This is a genomic window from Asticcacaulis sp., from assembly GCF_035497195.1.
In the GTDB taxonomy this organism is placed as follows: domain Bacteria; phylum Pseudomonadota; class Alphaproteobacteria; order Caulobacterales; family Caulobacteraceae; genus Asticcacaulis.
The window spans coordinates 513,974-530,964 of sequence record NZ_DATJDZ010000019.1; the positions used below are offsets into that span (position 1 = coordinate 513,974).

17 protein-coding genes and 3 tRNA genes are annotated in these 16,991 nt (G+C 57.9%); 11 read left to right on the plus strand and 9 right to left on the minus strand.

What is annotated here, in order from left to right:
• The first annotated feature begins 43 nt into the window (after positions 1 to 43).
• On the plus strand, positions 44 to 700 hold the full coding sequence (locus tag VL130_RS13275) for an exopolysaccharide biosynthesis protein (protein ID WP_325363397.1): 657 nt from the start codon (positions 44 to 46) through the stop codon (positions 698 to 700).
• A 272-nt stretch (positions 701 to 972) separates the two neighbouring features.
• Here the strand turns inward: VL130_RS13275 and VL130_RS13280 are convergent, their stop codons facing one another.
• A complete protein-coding gene (locus VL130_RS13280; RefSeq protein WP_325363398.1) occupies positions 973 to 1,740 on the minus strand; it encodes a glucose 1-dehydrogenase in 768 nt (255 codons plus the stop codon).
• A gap of 613 nt (positions 1,741 to 2,353) precedes the next feature.
• Here VL130_RS13280 and VL130_RS13285 point away from each other — a divergent pair.
• Together VL130_RS13285 and VL130_RS13290 are read left to right on the plus strand one after the other, a co-directional pair.
• Positions 2,354 to 3,385 carry a phosphatidylserine/phosphatidylglycerophosphate/cardiolipin synthase family protein gene (locus VL130_RS13285; RefSeq protein ID WP_325363399.1) on the plus strand — a complete coding sequence of 344 codons (1,032 nt, stop codon included), beginning with the start codon at positions 2,354 to 2,356 and terminating at the stop codon, positions 3,383 to 3,385.
• Positions 3,382 to 4,131, plus strand: a complete 750-nt coding sequence (locus VL130_RS13290; protein ID WP_325363400.1) for an endonuclease/exonuclease/phosphatase family protein — start codon at positions 3,382 to 3,384, stop codon at positions 4,129 to 4,131. The genes VL130_RS13285 and VL130_RS13290 overlap by 4 nt, the downstream gene beginning before the upstream one ends.
• 98 nt (positions 4,132 to 4,229) lie before the next feature.
• Here VL130_RS13290 and VL130_RS13295 read toward each other — a convergent pair whose 3' ends face one another.
• The 5 genes from VL130_RS13295 to VL130_RS13310 form a co-directional block, all read right to left on the minus strand.
• Positions 4,230 to 4,745: an Hsp20/alpha crystallin family protein gene (locus VL130_RS13295; protein ID WP_325363401.1), complete on the minus strand. Its 516-nt coding sequence runs from the start codon at positions 4,743 to 4,745 to the stop codon at positions 4,230 to 4,232.
• A 48-nt stretch (positions 4,746 to 4,793) separates the two neighbouring features.
• Positions 4,794 to 5,441, minus strand: a complete 648-nt coding sequence (locus VL130_RS13300) for a BON domain-containing protein (RefSeq protein ID WP_325363402.1) — start codon at positions 5,439 to 5,441, stop codon at positions 4,794 to 4,796.
• Between the two features lie 446 nt (positions 5,442 to 5,887).
• Entirely contained in the window at positions 5,888 to 6,145 is a 258-nt protein-coding gene (locus VL130_RS13305; protein WP_325363403.1) for a hypothetical protein, read from the minus strand.
• Between the two features lie 406 nt (positions 6,146 to 6,551).
• Positions 6,552 to 6,704, minus strand: a complete 153-nt coding sequence (locus tag VL130_RS19545; RefSeq protein WP_414636276.1) for an SDR family oxidoreductase — start codon at positions 6,702 to 6,704, stop codon at positions 6,552 to 6,554.
• A 194-nt stretch (positions 6,705 to 6,898) separates the two neighbouring features.
• Entirely contained in the window at positions 6,899 to 8,644 is a 1,746-nt protein-coding gene (locus VL130_RS13310) for a PHA/PHB synthase family protein (protein ID WP_325363404.1), read from the minus strand.
• 264 nt (positions 8,645 to 8,908) lie between these two features.
• Here VL130_RS13310 and VL130_RS13315 point away from each other — a divergent pair, with 264 nt between their 5' ends.
• The 3 genes from VL130_RS13315 (at position 8,909) to VL130_RS13325 (ending at position 11,994) form a co-directional block, all read left to right on the plus strand.
• A complete protein-coding gene (locus VL130_RS13315) occupies positions 8,909 to 11,575 on the plus strand; it encodes a glycoside hydrolase family 3 C-terminal domain-containing protein (RefSeq protein WP_325363405.1) in 2,667 nt (888 codons plus the stop codon).
• A gap of 114 nt (positions 11,576 to 11,689) precedes the next feature.
• A complete protein-coding gene (locus VL130_RS13320; protein ID WP_325363406.1) occupies positions 11,690 to 11,851 on the plus strand; it encodes a hypothetical protein in 162 nt (53 codons plus the stop codon).
• Positions 11,852 to 11,871: 20 nt separating this feature from the next.
• Complete coding sequence (locus VL130_RS13325; RefSeq protein WP_325363407.1) at positions 11,872 to 11,994, plus strand: hypothetical protein; 123 nt, start codon at positions 11,872 to 11,874, stop codon at positions 11,992 to 11,994.
• A 142-nt stretch (positions 11,995 to 12,136) separates the two neighbouring features.
• Here the strand turns inward: VL130_RS13325 and VL130_RS13330 are convergent.
• A tRNA-Thr gene (locus VL130_RS13330) sits at positions 12,137 to 12,212 on the minus strand.
• A gap of 153 nt (positions 12,213 to 12,365) precedes the next feature.
• Here VL130_RS13330 and metG point away from each other — a divergent pair.
• Both metG and VL130_RS13340 read left to right on the plus strand, forming a co-directional pair.
• Positions 12,366 to 14,081 (plus strand): methionine--tRNA ligase, encoded by a 1,716-nt coding sequence (metG, locus tag VL130_RS13335; protein ID WP_325363408.1) that lies wholly within the window; start codon positions 12,366 to 12,368, stop codon positions 14,079 to 14,081.
• Positions 14,082 to 14,161: 80 nt separating this feature from the next.
• On the plus strand, positions 14,162 to 14,587 hold the full coding sequence (locus VL130_RS13340; protein ID WP_325363409.1) for a DUF805 domain-containing protein: 426 nt from the start codon (positions 14,162 to 14,164) through the stop codon (positions 14,585 to 14,587).
• Positions 14,588 to 14,615: 28 nt separating this feature from the next.
• On the opposite strand, the gene VL130_RS13345 is transcribed toward VL130_RS13340, so the two are convergent.
• Positions 14,616 to 15,386 (minus strand): YjbE family putative metal transport protein, encoded by a 771-nt coding sequence (locus VL130_RS13345; RefSeq protein ID WP_325363410.1) that lies wholly within the window; start codon positions 15,384 to 15,386, stop codon positions 14,616 to 14,618.
• Positions 15,387 to 15,468: 82 nt separating this feature from the next.
• Entirely contained in the window at positions 15,469 to 16,383 is a 915-nt protein-coding gene (gene rlmB / locus VL130_RS13350) for a 23S rRNA (guanosine(2251)-2'-O)-methyltransferase RlmB (RefSeq protein WP_325363411.1), read from the minus strand.
• 164 nt (positions 16,384 to 16,547) lie between these two features.
• On the opposite strand from rlmB, the gene VL130_RS13355 reads away from it, so the two are divergent.
• From VL130_RS13355 to VL130_RS13365, 3 genes are all read left to right on the plus strand, one after another.
• A tRNA-Tyr gene (locus tag VL130_RS13355) sits at positions 16,548 to 16,631 on the plus strand.
• A 97-nt stretch (positions 16,632 to 16,728) separates the two neighbouring features.
• Positions 16,729 to 16,802: transfer RNA gene (locus VL130_RS13360), tRNA-Gly, on the plus strand.
• A 48-nt stretch (positions 16,803 to 16,850) separates the two neighbouring features.
• Positions 16,851 to 16,991 (plus strand): GTP-binding protein (locus tag VL130_RS13365; protein WP_325363424.1); only part of this gene is annotated, 141 nt, incomplete at its 3' end.

Genomic DNA, 16,991 nt, shown 5'->3' on the forward strand with positions numbered 1-16,991 from the left:
TGCACTCTCGAGCCGGGTTACAGTGAAACCAAGGGGGTAATCCATGCGACGTCCGGATGCGTCTTCCGTCACTCAAGACGCCATGCCCTCATCCGAATTGTTCAGGCAATTGGCGGAGCAACTCGAAGGGCCACGCGTTTCGGTCGGCGAATTAATTGACGCCTTGGCCGGGAGAGGCGTCGGCTTGCTGCTTCTCGTATGCTCGCTGCCATTATGCGTCCCGAACATTCCCGGTATGTCTACCCTTTTCGGTATCCTGTTGATCGCGCCATCGCTGCAAATTATGACCCGAAGCCGCAGTGTCTGGATGCCAGAGTTTGCCCGTAAGTGGCAATTGAAAGGCGAAAATCTGCGGGCCGTGCTTCGCGCCTGTAGCAAACTGCTTCGGCGATTTGAGGTGGTGGCCAAGCCGCGCATCGAACCGCTGACCCGGTGGCCGGTAACGGGATTTATCGGTCTCCAGACCCTGGTCATGGCGTTGGTGCTATTGATCCCGATGCCTGGCGCCAATGTAATTCCCGGCATTGCCGTGGCCTTGACGGGCCTGGCCCTGCTGCAAAGGGACGGCGTATTGATGGTTTTGTCGACGGCCGTGGCGCTTGTCGCGCTGGCATGGGTCTATTGGGGGGGACGGTATGTGATCGGCTTCGGCCTCTGGGCTTACGAGATCTGCATCCATTTTATTGGTCGCCTGTCGTAACGCGATCGCCCGATTTCAGGGTGTCACCCGGATAAGGCACGATCCGGTCACCACGTTTATGGTGGCGAGGACGACGCGAAAGGTATTGCCGTATTATCCGATCTACGCAAAGCCGTCATTCTGGTGGTCCTGGCGCTGCTTTCTGTGGTGATCCGCGCGGTGCAGGAAGCGCGTCCGGACCTGGTGTGGGTACAGGAATGCCCACATGGTCGAGAGACGCGCCATGGAGGGGGGCGTCCGTGTATCTACTGGCGCGCATGTATCATCTCGCTCTAACGGGCCGTATAGCCGCCATCGACGATAAGCTCCGTTCCTGTAATGAACTTGGCTTCATTCGATGCCAGATAGACGATCGCCCAGCCGATATCGTCGGGTTCGCCCATGCGCCCCAACGGGTGGAGGTGGCCCATGGCGGTCTTGAAATGCTCGACGCCCTTTTCATCCTGTCGCGCGACGGCCTCGACCATCGGCGTCCAGATATAGCCGGGATGAAGCGAATTTACCCGGATGTTGTCGGCGGCGTAAAGCATGGCATCCGTCTTTGACATGAGGCGAACCGCACCCTTCGAGGCATGATACGGCGGACTATCCGGCGCGCCGATCAGGCCATAGATAGAAGACAGGTTGATGATCGAACCGCCGCCCGCAGCACGCAGGTGGGGAATGACATGTTTGGTGCAGAAAAAAACACCCTTCACATTGACGTTCATGACCTCGTCCCACTCTGCCTCGCTGAGTTCGTCGGTGGGTTTATTGGTGCCGGCTATGCCCGCATTATTGACAAGGACATCTATCCCGCCGAAGCGGTGAACGACTTCCGCGAATACCCTGGCGATGTCTGGTTCGTTCAGGGTGTTCAACGTCCAGAACCAGGCGGTTCCACCGTCATTGCGTATGGCCGCGGCGACCTCTTCGCCGGCGGGGTCGATGTCGAGAATGGCCACAAGCGCCCCTTCACGGGCGAGCAAATGACAGGCCGAAAGGCCGATGCCTTTGGCGCCGCCGGTAACAATGACAACCTTATCTTTTACTCTGTCCATTATTCCGGCACTCCTCGGGTCTTTTTGAAATTTTAGGGGCTTCGTGCGAATCTGTGCGCCCATCAGCAAGCAAAATAGCTTTATCCGGGCGAGCTTGATTTGACCGGCGTCAAACAGGGATGGCGTATTTTCTGATACCGAGACATTTGCCGCAGCTAAGAGGAGGCCGAAATGACCGGACGGAAAGGGCTTTTACTGTTGGCGCCGTCCTGGCCTTAGCTTTTCCGGCCACCGCTTCCGATATGACGAAATACCAACCCAACGGCCCTCGACCCCATGTCCGGTCAGGTGCCGGGGTGGCGACCAGATATTGATCCAGGGACATACCCTTTCACGGATGGACGCCGCGCCATTTGATAAATCGGCTCTGCGATGGCCGCTGGCTTTTACGATCTGATTTTCCATCCGTCTGGTGTGTCTTCGCCACGCTGATCAGTTCGCTCATCTAGCTGGAACTATACATGGAAAGCCACTGGATTGGTCAACCGGTTGTCCTGTAGCCACTGGTGCCGAGCAAAAAGCAAAATGTCGGAATGAGATTCCTACTGCGCCGCCATTTATGGGTATAACGTAACCTATGGAGATTTACCGAACGACCGATGACGCATGGAGGATGATGAGCGCGGCTTGCGGGGCCGCAGCATCGACGATCGATTTCGAGCAATATATCGTGCGCGACGACACGGTTGGCCTCGGCTTCCTCGGGCTTCTGGCGGCAAAAGCCCGCGATGGTATCAGGGTGCGGATTATCCTGGATGCGTTCGGCAGCCGTATGGTCAAGTCGCACCCTGTGATGCAGGAATTACGAACTGCCGGTGTCCAGATCGCCTATTATCATGGCCTGCGCCCGCCCGATCTGTTGAGGCCTCGATCCTGGTTCCCAAGGACCCACGCAAAACTGCTTCATATAGATACCGATTGTACGTTCGTCGGCAGCATGTGCCTGGCGGCGTATATGATCACCTGGCGGGATACGATGATACGCTTGCCGGACCAGTTGAATCATGCCGCCCGGGCCGACTTCCAGGATTTGTGGGAGGACATCGGCGACGGTGTGGTCGATGGCAATGTTGGCGCCACGGAAGCGGGTGGGCCGTCAGCCACATATGCGGCGCAAAATCCTTTGGGCGGAAACTTTCCCATTCGCGAGGCCCTTTTGGCAGCGGTGGCGGCCGCAAAGAGCAGCATATGCCTGGCGACGCCCTACTTCTTTCCGCCACCCGAACTCGAGAGCGCCTTGCAACAGGCGGGCAGGCGGGGCGTGAAAATCACTCTGTTGCTGTCCCGTCTTACCGACGTTGCTGTGGCGGACAGAATGACGGCGGCGCTTCTCAGCCGCTGGCAACGCTGTGGATTTCGCGTATATCTATACGAACAGGGTGTTATGCACGCGAAATATGCCGTCATCGATGACGACTGGGCGACCGTGGGGAGCTGCAATTTCGACTGTCTTGGACTCGGATATAATCGTGAAGTCAATATTATCCTTCGGGATCCATCAGTCGTTGCACAACTGCGGGGTAATTTTGACGAGGACATCGGCCACGCCTCATTGACAAGGATATCCGATCGTAGGATGAAACTATGGTTTGAGCGCCTGATCGGGGGACTTTGCTTCGCGCTGATGCGACTGGTTTTAAGGTGAAGATACTTTTCAGCAATCTCGGATATGCGACCGGTATAAACGGCGCCTTGCTCCAGCATGTCGCCCGCGGCTACCGGCATGTCTTTCAGCCGATAAAACTTCAGCGGGCTGTTCTTTCTCAATTCATGGAAGTCATTGAGCGAGAAAAGCCTGATCTATGCTGTCTCATCGAACTTGATCGCGGATCGATGCACTCCGGTTTTTTCAATCAAATGGATGCACTACTGAGCGACGCGTATCACTTCCACGACGTCTCCGATAAATACGGCCCGGGCAGCCGCCTGTCGCAACTGCCCTTCCATGCGGGCAAGAGCAGCGGAATCCTCGCCAGGACGTCATTCGAGTTTGAATATCGGCATTTCGTCCACGGCGCGAAGCGATTAATCTACCATGTTACGCTGGCTTCGGATTTGACCCTCTTGTTCACCCATTTTTCGCTAAATGCGAAAACCCGCCAAAAGCAATTTGGCGAGATGCGGGAAATGATCGACAACCTGATCGGCAATGTCATTATCCTGGCCGATTTCAATACGTTGAATGGACTGGGCGAATTGCGTCCTCTGTTGTCGCGTGGCGACCTGGAACTGATGAATAGCCCCGATGAACCCACTTTCACGTTTCACCGGTGGCATCACGTTTTGGACCTGTGTCTCTGTAGCCGATCCATACGCCCCGATCTCAGTCTCAAGGTGATCTCTCAGCCTTTTTCTGATCACGACGCCTTACTGGTTACAATAGCCGAATGAGTGGCATCGCCGTTCCAATCGAGACGCCATCGCATCAACGGCCCCTTGGATATGTTGTTGAGTGCCGGCGTGAGTGAGAGCGCCGGCACTCAACAATGTTACGCCAGTTCGCGGATATCGACCTTGCGCGATTTTGCACTGTCGTCGGTTTTCTTCGGCACCGTTAAGGTCAGCAGGCCGTTCTTCATTTCGGCTGCCACGGAGTCAATATCCGCATCGGCGGGCATCGGGACCACACGCTTGAAGCTGCCGTAGCTGCGCTCCTGACGCCAATATCCCTTTTCATGTGTTTCAGTCTCTTCTTTTTTCTCGCCCGCCAGTGTGATGCAGCCATCCGAGGTGTAGACTTGGATGTCTTTGGCGGCCAGGCCCGGCACTTCCGCAAGCACCGTGTAGGCGGTTTCGCTTTCCCGCACGTCCAGAGCAGGCGCTTTGGCGCTGAACGGGATAGCGAACCCTTCGCCGGCAAAGCGGTTCCATGACGGAAACGCGAGATCGCCGAAAAAGTCGTTGAACAGACGATTGACATCGGTCTGCAGGCTGCGGATGGGATTTTCACCGGAGTGAACGGGGATACTGGCCTTGCGGGCCGGGGTAACGGCTTGATTTGACATGATGCGCTCCTTTCAAAAACGTTATTAACAACAGACAGTTGGTAGGCTTCAGGTGATCCGCAGATGATCATCGACCATCGACACACCGGGCACCGCCCAGGCGGCATTTTCCGCTATCGTACGTTCGCGCCAGGTCTCCACCGAGCCATTCAAGGTCACGCGCGTACCGTCGACGCCAACCTGAATGCGGCCGGCTTCGACCTCTGCGTTTCGCTTCAGAGCCCCTTCGATCCGCTCCTTGACGTTGATACCCGACACCTGCGGCGGTAACTTGATCAGATTGCTGATCCCCTTAATGCCGGAAAGCCTGCGTACAGCGGCCTCCGCCGCTGCTTTTTGGAACTGCCAGTCAACGTCGCCATTCAGGGCGACCCAGCCGTTTTCGACCTTCACCGTTATCCGATCGGCCGGCACGAGGGCTGTCCATTTCAGGCTCGTCAGCACACGCTCAGCGATTTCGGCATCGCCGGTGGTCTTATCCGAGGGAAAGACCACCTTAATGTGCTCCACAATACCACGGACGCCTTTCACGCGCCGCACGGCGCGTTCGGCATTGTATTTTTCGGCGAAGTTGGCGACATCGCCTGTCAGGGTGACCACGCCTTTATCGACCGCAACACCGATGCGGGCCGCGTTGACACTCGGTTCGAAATCCAGTTCGTCCAGAACGTCCTGATGCAATTGATCGTCTTTCATAGTTTAGTCCTTTCGGCATGGGGGAGGCGCACACATTCGGCGTCGAAGACGATTTACACCCGGTCCCTCAGAGGCAAATTGATCGCGGTCAAAACGTGATGAAATGCTCGTAAGGCTTGCCCACAGCGCTTCCGATCCTGTCGGATGAGCGCGTGGCGTCCGTCGTTAACAATAAGAACCAATTACGCTACGCTGACGAGGTTTCGTCGAAGGGTTCACCTGCGAGCCTAAATCCGCGGCCGATTACCATCCAGAGTCCAAATCTCAGAATGGATCTCATTCACTCGGGCAAGGTCTGCGAAGCGCTGCTAGGTGCTGCGGATACTTGTTGTTACAAGATTGCCTTCCGAGGCAAGTTGGACGTGGGCCGGCCCCAAGCAAAGTTGTAAAAAAAAAGCCGAAACCTCGATAAGAGTCCGGCTTTTTTTCCAGCGTGGTTGGCACAGTCAGTCGGCGAAGGCGCGGAACACACGCTCCGGGCCATCGGCTGAACGCGCCATGAGCGGCTCGAACGCCGCCGAATAGGACTCGAACAGATCGCTGTAAAGCTTTGTAGCAGCGACATAGGTTTGGGTAATGCCTTCCATTGCCTTTTTCTGGAATTCGATCACGTCCGCCGGTGTACGACAGGTGAGGCATTCCCGCCCGAGACCGGCGTAGGTGACGGCCGCATTGCTCACAGCGTCGATACTGCTCTTCGTCATGTCCGTTATCAGGCGACCACACAACGCATTGGCCTCAATAGCCGCCGCCAGATTGTCCGAGCCGACCGTGAGGAACGCGGCGCCAATGCGTGCAGCCCCATCATTGGCCTGGACGAGTGTTGTGGTGCCTTCGTCGGCGCTATCAGGAAGGGAACTGACACGGGGCGGAGTGTGCCCATCGAGCCGATCATTGTCTGTGTGGCTCGACAGGGCTGGTCCGCTCCTGGCGCCGTCGTGGGAACGGGGAGGCGATGCGTTTCGGTCTGAAGAGGATAAGGTAGTCGCGGGCATAAGGAAATTCCTTTGCGTTTGTCGATGAGTGAAGACGACATGATCGCATGGCCCACCGCCAACGCTTTGATCGGGATCAACACCGTCACCTTTGTTGAAGACTTCTTGTCTCGGATCACTCCACAGCGGTGAAACCATTAGCGACATGGATCGCCTGGCCATTGATCCCGGACGCTTTCTCCGGGACCAGAAAAGCCGCCACATCGCCGATTTGGTGTGGGACGACATATTTGCGGCTGGGTATTCGGGTCGGATCTTCCGTTATCATTAGTCTCACTTTTGGAGGCGTAGACAATCGAGTGAAGCGTGATCAGCCCTTCCGCCTGGGCGTCCGCGGCGGCCTCCAGCGCATGTGCGTCGACAGGGTGAATTACGGCGACAGTAATGCGCGGCAGACCTTTTCCGCCCGCCAGTATATGGCTGAAATGATCGACAGTCGGGGGTGTGATAGTCATGATCGCCTCAACGCTGGTGAACATAGGTGCCGGGTGCATCAGCCAGGGGCGGCAAATCTTTACTGCCGCATGTCGCCGGCGCTGGCCTGTCACCTGTCTTTGTTTGGCGGGATAGCCAGTCGCGCCAGGCCAGCCACCACGAACCGGTATGTTGCCCGGCGTGCGCGCACCAGTCGTCGGCAGACAGGACAGGCGTCCCGGTCTTGTGTTCGGCAAAAAGATAGTGGCGGTCGGTCCTGCCGGGCTCGCTGATAATACCGGCATTATGTCCGCCATTTGTCAGAGCGAAGGCAATCTCGCCTGTTGCGAGTTGATGAATCTTGTAAACGGAGCGCCAGGGCGCCACATGGTCGCTTTCTGTGCCGACGGCAAAGACGGGGAGGGTGATGTTCTCCGGCGCGACAGCCTGGCCCAGCACCTTGTAATGTCCGTTAGCAAAGGCATTTTGCAGGAAAAGTTGTTCCAGATATTCACTATGCATACAGAAGGGCATGCGGGTCGCGTCGGCGTTCCACGCCAGCAGGTCGAACATTTCGGCGCGCTGACCCAGCCAGTAGTCGCGGACCATATGCGACCACAAGCTTTCGTTGGAGCGCAGCATCTGGAAGGCGCCGGCCATCTGGCGTGTATCGAGATAGCCCTGCGCGCGCATCATATTCTTGAGATAGGCGACCTCGGAATCGGTAACAAAGACGCCAATTTCGCCGGCCTCGGTAAAGTCGCCCTGGGCGGCGAATAGTGACAGACTTTGCAGACGGTCATCATGACGGGCGGCCAGCCAGGCGGCAAAAATCAGGGCCAGGGTGCCGCCGAGGCAATAGCCAGCCAGATTGATTTTCTGACCCGGCATGATCGCGTCAACGGCATCGAGGGCGGCCAAAGCGCCATCGCGGACATAGTCATCCATGCCCTTGTTGCAGTCGGCGCTATCCGGGTTCTTCCATGAGACCATAAACACCGTATGCCCTTGTTCCACCAGCCAGTTGACCAGTGAATTATGCGGCGACAGATCGAGGATATAGTATTTCATGATCCAGGCGGGCAAGATCAGGATCGGCGTGGCATGAACCTCCTGAGTTTGCGGCGTGTACTGGATGAGCTCGATCAGGTCGTTGCGAAATACCACCTTGCCCGGTGTTACCGCGACGGTTTGGCCCGGCGTGAACGCATCCATGCCGACCGGGCGCTGACCGGCGATCCGCCGTTGCCAGTCTTCGTAGAAATGCACCAGTCCCATGCTCAGGTTTTGACCGCCGGATTGCTGGACGGCCTTCAGGACATCGGGGTTTGTCAGCAGGAAGTTGGCCGGCGAAACGGCATTAAGCACCTGATGCGCTACAAAATTGATGCTGCGTGTATGCGCGGGCGCCAGACCAGGGATGTCGAGCGTCGCCCGATCCCAAAAAGCCTGCGCCAGGTGAAAGGTCTGCACATATTGTCGCCAGGGCCATTGTTTCCAGAGGTCTGAGCGGAAGCGGGAGTCACGCGCCCCTTCGGTAAACTGATCCGTCGCATGGACCAACGGGAACGTGGCCAGTTCGGCCATTCGGCCAGGGCAAAGCGCCAGGTGGGCCAGCCAGGCGCCACAGGCTTCGGTCAAACCGGCCGGAGTCAGGCCCAGGGTGAAATGCGATAGCCAGCCCTGCCATAGACTGTCGATGTCATCCGCCACAGCGGCACCAATGTTAATCGCCGGATTCAACGGTGTGGCCGAGTTTGTGCTTGCGCTGTGAGGTGCGTCGGGATCGAACATGAAATGGTCTTATCCGCTTTAAAAGGTCGCGGATTTGATCGAACGCAATTCCGAGCAATGATTGAGCGAAGAGACGCGGAAAACCGGCACGCACGTAATTTTCCTGATCGACAGCCAAGCTCTAAGGTAACGACTGAAGCGTTCGTGATACGCCTCGCCTACGGCGTTTGGATTCAGTCGGCTTGACGGCTGCACGGATTGGCTGATACCGCTATCAGCAATGCGCCGGCAAGATGCGCGTCCGTTCTGTTGAGGAAATGCCCCATGACCTGTTCTGATGTTCGAAGCCGCCTGATGGGCTCTGTCGCTTCATTGGCTTTTGCCTGCGCCTTTTTGGCAGGGACCGCGCAAGCCCAAGTTATAACGCCTCCGGCCTGTAGTGGCGCGGACTGCCCCTATCTAAATACCGCTCTGGCGCCGGAAGCGCGGGCCAAGGATTTGATCAGTCGGATGACGCTTGAGGAAAAAGCGCATCAGTTGGGGCATACTGCGCCGGCCATTCCGCGCCTTGGGGTACCCGAGTACAATTGGTGGAATGAAGGCCTGCACGGCGTGGCACGGGCAGGGATCGCGACGGTTTTCCCGCAGGCGATCGGCATGTCGGCCTCGTGGGACCCAGCCCTGATGCGTCAGGTCGGAGAGACGGTCTCGACCGAGTTTCGTGCCAAATATGTCGAGCGTGTACACAGCAACGGCGGGACCGATTTTTATCGCGGCCTCACCGTGTGGTCGCCGAATATCAATATCTTCCGCGATCCGCGGTGGGGCCGCGGCCAGGAAACCTATGGTGAAGATCCGTATCTGACCGGCCGCATGGGGGTGGCATACATCTCCGGCCTGCAAGGTGACGACCCGGCCCACCCAAGGACCAATGCCACAGCGAAGCACTTTGCCGTTCACAGCGGACCCGAAGACGGCCGCCACCGGCAGGACATGAAGCCCTCGCCGCACGATCTCGAAGACACGTACCTGCCGGCTTTCCGCGCCGCCGTGACCGAAGGCAAGGTTGACGCGGTGATGTGCGCCTATAATGCGGTTCATGATGTGCCTGCGTGTGCCAGCACGGAACTGATGCAAACCCAACTGCGTGATGCCTGGGGTTTCAAGGGCTATATCGTTTCAGATTGCGGCGCTGCCGCCAATATCTACCGTGAAGACAGCCTGCACTACACCAAAACGGCGCCGGAGGGCGTGGCGGTGGCCTTCAAGGCAGGGATGGACCTGATTTGCGGCGACTACCGAAACAACATGACGACCGAACCGGAGAATATCGTGTCTGCCGTCAATACGGGCCTGCTCCCTCAGGATGTCGTAGACAGAGCCCTTGAGCGTCTGTTTACGGCGCGCTATCGCCTGGGCCTGCTCGATCCTGTCTCAGCTTCTCCCTATGCCGGCATCACTGCGGCTGACAACAACACGCCGGCGCACCGGGCTACGTCCCTGCAAATGGCACGGGAGTCGATGGTGCTGTTGAAGAATGACAAGGGCCTGCTGCCTCTGGCCGCGCCTAAGACAATTGCCGTCATTGGTCCCAATGCTGACAGCTACGATACCCTGGTTGGCAACTATTACGGGCGCCCGACCGATCCAGTGACGGTACTGGACGGTATTCGTGAGCGGTTTCCCGACGCCAGAATCGTCTATGCGGAAGGGACGGGTCTGATTGGCCCAGCGCAGCCGCCCGTGCCGGATGCGGCCTTGTGCCTCGATGTCAAATGTAGGGCTCAGGGGCTTAAGGCGGAATTTTTCCCCGGTCATGAGCCAGTTGGCCAACCGGTTGAGGCGAGGACCGCGGCCAACGCCACCACGTCGTGGAGTGGTGTGGACAAGGAAACGTCCGCAAGGTGGACGGGCTTCATCAAGGCGCCGCAAAGTGGCGGTTACAGCTTCCGCTTCGCCAGCGAGGGCGGTTATCGCATCTGGGTCGGAGACAAGCTTGTCATCGACGAATGGGGTGTCGGTGATGCCCCCTCGATTGCGTCGGGCAAGATCGCACTGAAAGCCGGCACCGTATATCCGTTGCGCGTCGAGGCGTTCCAAACCGGCGCGACCGGAGATCAGCGCCTGGTATGGAGCACGCCCGCAGAGAACGGAGACGATGCCGTGGCGGCGGCCAAGAGCGCTGATGTTGTGGTTTTTGTCGGCGGATTATCGGCCCGAATCGAAGGTGAGGAGATGAAGGTGGAGGCGGCTGGCTTTGCGGGCGGGGACCGTACGAGCCTCGACCTGCCTCAGCCCCAACAGGCTCTTCTCGAGCGCGTCTCGGCCACTGGCAAGCCCGTGGTCCTGGTGCTGATGAACGGCAGCGCGCTCAGTATCAACTGGGCGAAGGATCATGTTCCGGCGATCGTCGAAGCCTGGTACCCGGGCGGGGATGGCGGGAAGGCCGTGGCGGAGTTGCTGGCGGGTGACTTCAGCCCCGCCGGCCGACTGCCTGTGACCTTCTATAAATCGGCCGATCAACTGCCCGCCTTTACAGATTATAATATGAAGGGACGGACCTATCGCTACTTCGACGGCCCGGTCCTCTATCCCTTCGGCCATGGCCTTAGCTATACGACCTTCAGCTATAGTGATGCGACTCTGTCTTCTGCGACAATCAAGGCCGGCGACACCATCACCGCATCGGTCAAGGTGTCAAATACCGGCCCGCGTGATAGTGATGAAGTCGTCCAGGCGTACGTCGCAAAACCGGGCGATAGCGCCCATCCGACCCTGGCCGGTTTCAGTCGCGTTCATCTGAAAGCGGGCGAAACCCAGACCATCACCCTGCCGCTCGATCCGCGCCGCCTGTCTCAGGTCGATGAAGCGGGTGTGCGAAAGATGGTGGCAGGCAGCTACACGATCAGCCTGGGGGGAGGGCAGCCAGCGTTTAGTAAAAATGCGTCTGCGGTTCTGACGGTAAGGGGCGAGGCCCAACTGCCTGAGTAGGCGTGGGACAGGCGGCAGTTACAGTCTGGAAATCTTCATGGCATTTATCGCTTCATTGTTCCGTACGGTCGCGATCAATGCGCAAAGGCCGCTGTTGGCTTCGCCGTCGGGCAGGTGTCCGAGAAAATCCAAGACGCCGCCGACAAGGTGAAAGCCGCGACGGGATCGGTGATTGAGCGGGCCTCGGAAGTGGCCGGCGCCCTGGATAGGCCGGATGTGGCTGCGGTCGATATGGAAGCGCGGCACACAGGATCGCCGAGCGCGTCCTGGATCTGATCGCACTGCCGGCCAAAGTAGTGCAGACTATCGACAAGCTTATCGATACGGCCGAGGTGGTCGGCCAGGCGCTGACCGGACTGCCGGATGAAGACGCGCATCGCATCGGCAACGCCTTTGCCGCTTTGTGCGGGGCCTTCTAAGCACAGCCCGCGACGGAAGCGATGGCAGTTGCCAAGGCGGCTGAGTAGTCCGCTCCAGGCTTAGGTCACACATACCCCCTGATGTTCATAAGGCGTTCTCATTGGTTGGAATGGGAACGCCTTATTAAACAGGGGATTGCGCTGGTGCCGGCTACAAGAATCGAACTCGTGACCTGATGTTTACAAAACAACTGCTCTACCATCTGAGCTAAGCCGGCATCAAAGCGGAAGCGCCTTATGCCTAGACTGGAGAGGCTTGGCAATACGGGGCGTGCGGATTTTTTTGCGGATTTATGGATCATCCCTATATTTTGCGGGCCAAAATGGTTTATGACCACGGCCTTCTCACCATTAGAGAGCTGAAAGTCCCCATGTCACGCATCCTGATCACCTCCGCGCTTCCCTATATTAACGGCATCAAGCACCTCGGCAACCTGGCCGGCTCCATGTTGCCGGCCGATGTGTTCGCCCGGTTCCAGCGCGCACGCGGCCACGAAGTGCTCTATATCTGCGCCACCGATGAACACGGCACCCCGGCCGAACTGGCCGCCGCCAAGGCGGGGCAGGATGTGCGCACCTATTGCGACGAGCAGCATTTGATCCAGAAGAATGCCGGTGAAGCCTTCGGCCTGAGCTATGACTGGTTCGGCCGCTCGTCCTCGCCGGAGAACCGTGAACTGACGCAGACCTTCTGCGAAGCACTGGATAAAAACGGCCTGATCGAGGAACGCGTCGACAAAATGGTTTTCTCCATCGATGATGGTCGTTTCCTGCCGGATCGCTATGTCGAAGGCACCTGTCCGCACTGTGGCTACGATAAGGCGCGTGGTGATCAGTGTGACAATTGCGGTCGTCTGCTCGATCCGACCGACCTGATTAATCCCTATTCGGCGGTCTCCGGTTCGCGCAATCTCGAAGTGCGAGACACCCGCCACCTCTACCTCTTGCAGACGAAGGTCGAGCCGCAACTGCGCGAGTGGATCGCCGGTAAGTCCGAATGGCCGCCGCTGGCGCTCTCCATCGCCAATAAGCATCTCGAAGAAGGCCTGATCGATCGCGGCATCACGCGCGACCTGAAATGGGGCATTCCGGTCACCAAGGATGGTAAGCCGCGTCCCGGTTTCGAGGACAAGGTTTTCTACGTTTGGTTTGACGCGCCGATCGAATATATCGCCTCGACCAAGGAATATTTCACGGCTCAAGGCAATCCGGACGGTTGGCAAAAGTGGTGGCGACTCGATCAGGGCGCCGATGATGTCCGCTATGTCGAATTCATGGGCAAGGACAATGTGGCTTTCCATACGGTCAGCTTCCCGGCCACCATTCTCGGTTCCGGCGAGCCGTGGAAGATGGTCGATACGCTGAAAGCCTTCAACTGGCTCAACTGGTACGGTGGCAAGTTCTCGACCTCGATGAACCGTGGCGTCTTCATGGATCAGGCGCTGGAAATCCTGCCGGCCGATTACTGGCGCTGGTATCTCATCGCCAATGCGCCGGAAAGTTCGGATAGCTCGTTTACCTGGGAACAGTTCCAGGCGACGATCAACAAGGATCTGGCCGATGTGCTGGGTAATTTCGTCAATCGCATCCTGAAATTCACGGAATCGAAGTTCGGCGGCGTGGTGCCGGAGGACGGCGAGGCCGGACCGCTGGAAGAGAAGCTCTATGCCGATGTCTCGGCGCTTCTGGTCGAGGCGGCGGAAGCTTTCGAAGCTATGGAAATGCGCAAGGCCGCGCAGGCCGTGCGACGTATCTGGGTCCTGGGTAATGAATACCTGCAGGAAGCCGCGCCGTGGACGGCTTTCAAGACTGATACGATACGGGCCGGTGTGATCGTGCGCCACGGCCTCAATCTGGTAAGGCTCTATGCCGTGCTGGCTCAGCCGATTATTCCGTTCGCCGCGCAAAGCATTGCGGACTGCGTGGGGGGGCAGTTGCCGCTGGCCTGGCCTTTGGATGACGCAAAAGCCGAACTGACCAAACTGGCGACAGGGACGAAGGTTCAATCGGGCGAAGTGCTGTTCAAAAAGATCGACGAAGATATGGTCGCCGAATGGACGGCGCGTTTCGGTGGCAGCGAGGCGTAAGGTTACGACGAATTCAGTAGGATAACTGTTTTAGCCGCGTATACTCCGTTTCATTATGAACGAATGATCGGGGGTATGTCGTGAATCTGGTTCAGTTTCTTTTCAGCTTTCAGGGGCGCGTGCGCCGCCTGCATCTGTGGCTGTTTTTCCTTGTTCTGTCCGTGCTTTACGGCGGTATCTTCTGGCAGTTCGGTCATATCCATGTCGATTACGGCAGCGGCTGGATGAATGGCCATCATAATTGGTACGGCCCCGGATTCTGGCTCATTGAACATAATCCTCAGCTCGGCCTGCTGGGTTTGGTGGCTGTCTGGATGAAGCTGGCTGTGCTGGTCAAGCGCTGGCACGACCGCGACAAGTCCGGTTGGTGGATTCTGATCGGCCTCATTCCCTTTATCGGTGGCCTGTGGATACTGATCGAATGTGGTTTTCTTGACGGTACGCAGGGGCCGAATAAGTACGGGCCTTCGCCTAAGAGTATCGGCAGGTCTCCGGACGCTTTTTGATTGCGAAGGAGCGGGGAGCGGTCCCTTCTTATTTATGAAGCAGCAGACCGGTGACAGTGTCCTTCCACCATACGACAACCTCATTGGTCATGACCGGCACGCATTTCAGCGTCATGTCGCAATGGCCGAATTCCCAGATCTGGTGACCGCCTTCCCAGATCATCTTGAGCGCCACGAACAGCACGACCGCTACACCGGCAAAGGCGATCCAGCGGTACTTGTGCAGAACCTTGGCGATCAGATTTGCGGCTACCCCCATGGCGGCAATGGAGAGCAGCAGGCCGAACACGAGGATCGGCACATGGTGTTGGGCGGCGCCGGCCACGGCCAGCACATTATCGAGCGACATGGAGATGTCGGCCGCCAGGATTTGCAGGGTGGCGGACAGAAGCGTCTTGGCCTTTTTGGTTGCGGCTTGTTGCGGCTGGGCGGCGCGCTCGGCTTTTTCCGCATCGGTCAGGTTGACGTTGCCAGCCATGACGAGAGCTTCCGCCTGCGCGGTCTCGTGGTGCTCATGCAGTTCGCGCCACATCTTCCAGCAGACCCACAACAGCAGAATGCCACCGGCGAGCAACAGCCCAACCATGGCCAGCAACTGAACGGTGATCAGGACGAAGCTGATACGCAGGATCACCGCGCCGATCAGGCCGTAAAGGATGGCGAGGCGGCGCTTGTCGGCAGGCAGGCCCGCGGCGGCGATCCCAACGGCCACGGCATTGTCGCCCGCCATCACAATATCGATGAAGATGACCTGCACGAGGGCGAGGCTCTGCGATAACAGGACGGGATCGATATTCATGAATGAGGTTTCAATCGCCACGGGACCACCTAAAGAACGCTGTGAGTTCTAATTAAGCCCTGGCGGCTTCATGTCAACGTCGTTACCGGCGTGCGCAGACCTCATAGAGCGAAATTGAGGCGGCGTGGCTGACATTGAGGCTCTCGAAGCCGCCGGGCATGGGAATGCGCGCCAGATGGTCGCAATGTTCGGCCACAAGCCGGCGGATGCCTTCGCCTTCGGCCCCCAGAACCAGGACCAGCTTTTTCAAAGTTTCCCCCCAACCTTGCTGAGCCAGGAGGTCATGCAGGTTGAATTCGCCTTCGCCGGCCAGGCCGACGCTGACATAGCCTTGCTCGTTCAGCGTTTCCAAGGCGCGCGACAGGTTGGTGACGCGGGCAAATGGCACGACATCGACGGCGCCGACCGCCGTCTTTGCCAGTACGCCTTGCAGAGGCGGGGAGTGGCGGTCCTGCATGACCAGCCCCTTGACGCCGAAAGCGGCTGACGAGCGGAAAATGGCGCCAATATTCTGTGGATCAGTCACCTGATCGAGCATCAGGATGACATGCAGACCATTTTTGGCGTCGCGTTCCATCAGGTCGTCGAGCGAATCGCCCTCCAGCACGGGGGCGTGCAGGGCCATGCCCTGATGCACGGCATCCGGCGGCAGGAGGCGCGAAATTTCGCTCATCTGCAAGCTGCTGATGCGGATATCCTGGCGCTTGAACAGGGCGGGGGGCGCCGATTTCGTCCGTTCCTCGCTCAAGAACAGCTTGATTGGTCCCTGGCGTGAAGAATTTTTCAGCGCTGCCTCGACCGCATGCACGCCCCATAACCAGCCTTCATAATTGGCTTTAGGTTTTTGTTTAAATTGAGGTTTGTCTCGTCGGTCATCATCACGGCGCACGTCCTGAACCGGCTTGCCGGGAGGGCCTTTGGGCTTGTCGACAAAATTTTGTGACCTGTTTTTGCCTGTTTGCGATTTACGGTCGTTGCGTTCACGAAAAGAGGACACTATAAGACGCGCTCCGATTTGAGGCCTGATTGAAGGCTTTTTGACTGATCCGGCCCGTCTTTACGACTAAAGCCTGTGAATCAAAAAGTTTTTTTTCACTTTAGGGCTTGAGCTTTTTCGAAAGGTCGAGTTTAAGGCGTCCGGCTAAGACTTTGTGAGTGTTTGGGGGAATGTCCCGAGCGGCAAAGGGGGGGGACTGTAAATCCCCTGCGTAAGCTTCGCAGGTTCGAGTCCTGCTTCCCCCACCATCACTCACAGTCTTGTCCCGGCAGGTTCCCCAGATCACCAGAGACGTAACGGTCAGAATTCCAGGATCGCTGATCCCGGCTAGGGCGACCGTGCACTGCGGGTATAGCACAATGGTAGTGCAGCAGCCTTCCAAGCTGAGGATGTCGGTTCGATCCCGTCTACCCGCTCCAATCTTATTTAACCCTTAGCCCGTTTGGGCAAATTGGAGCCTTAGACCTATGGCCAAGGAAAAATTCAACCGCAATAAGCCTCACTGTAACATCGGCACGATTGGTCACGTTGACCACGGCAAGACGACGTTGACGGCGGCGATCACGATCACGCTGGCGAAGTCGGGCGGCGCGACCGCGAAGGCCTAT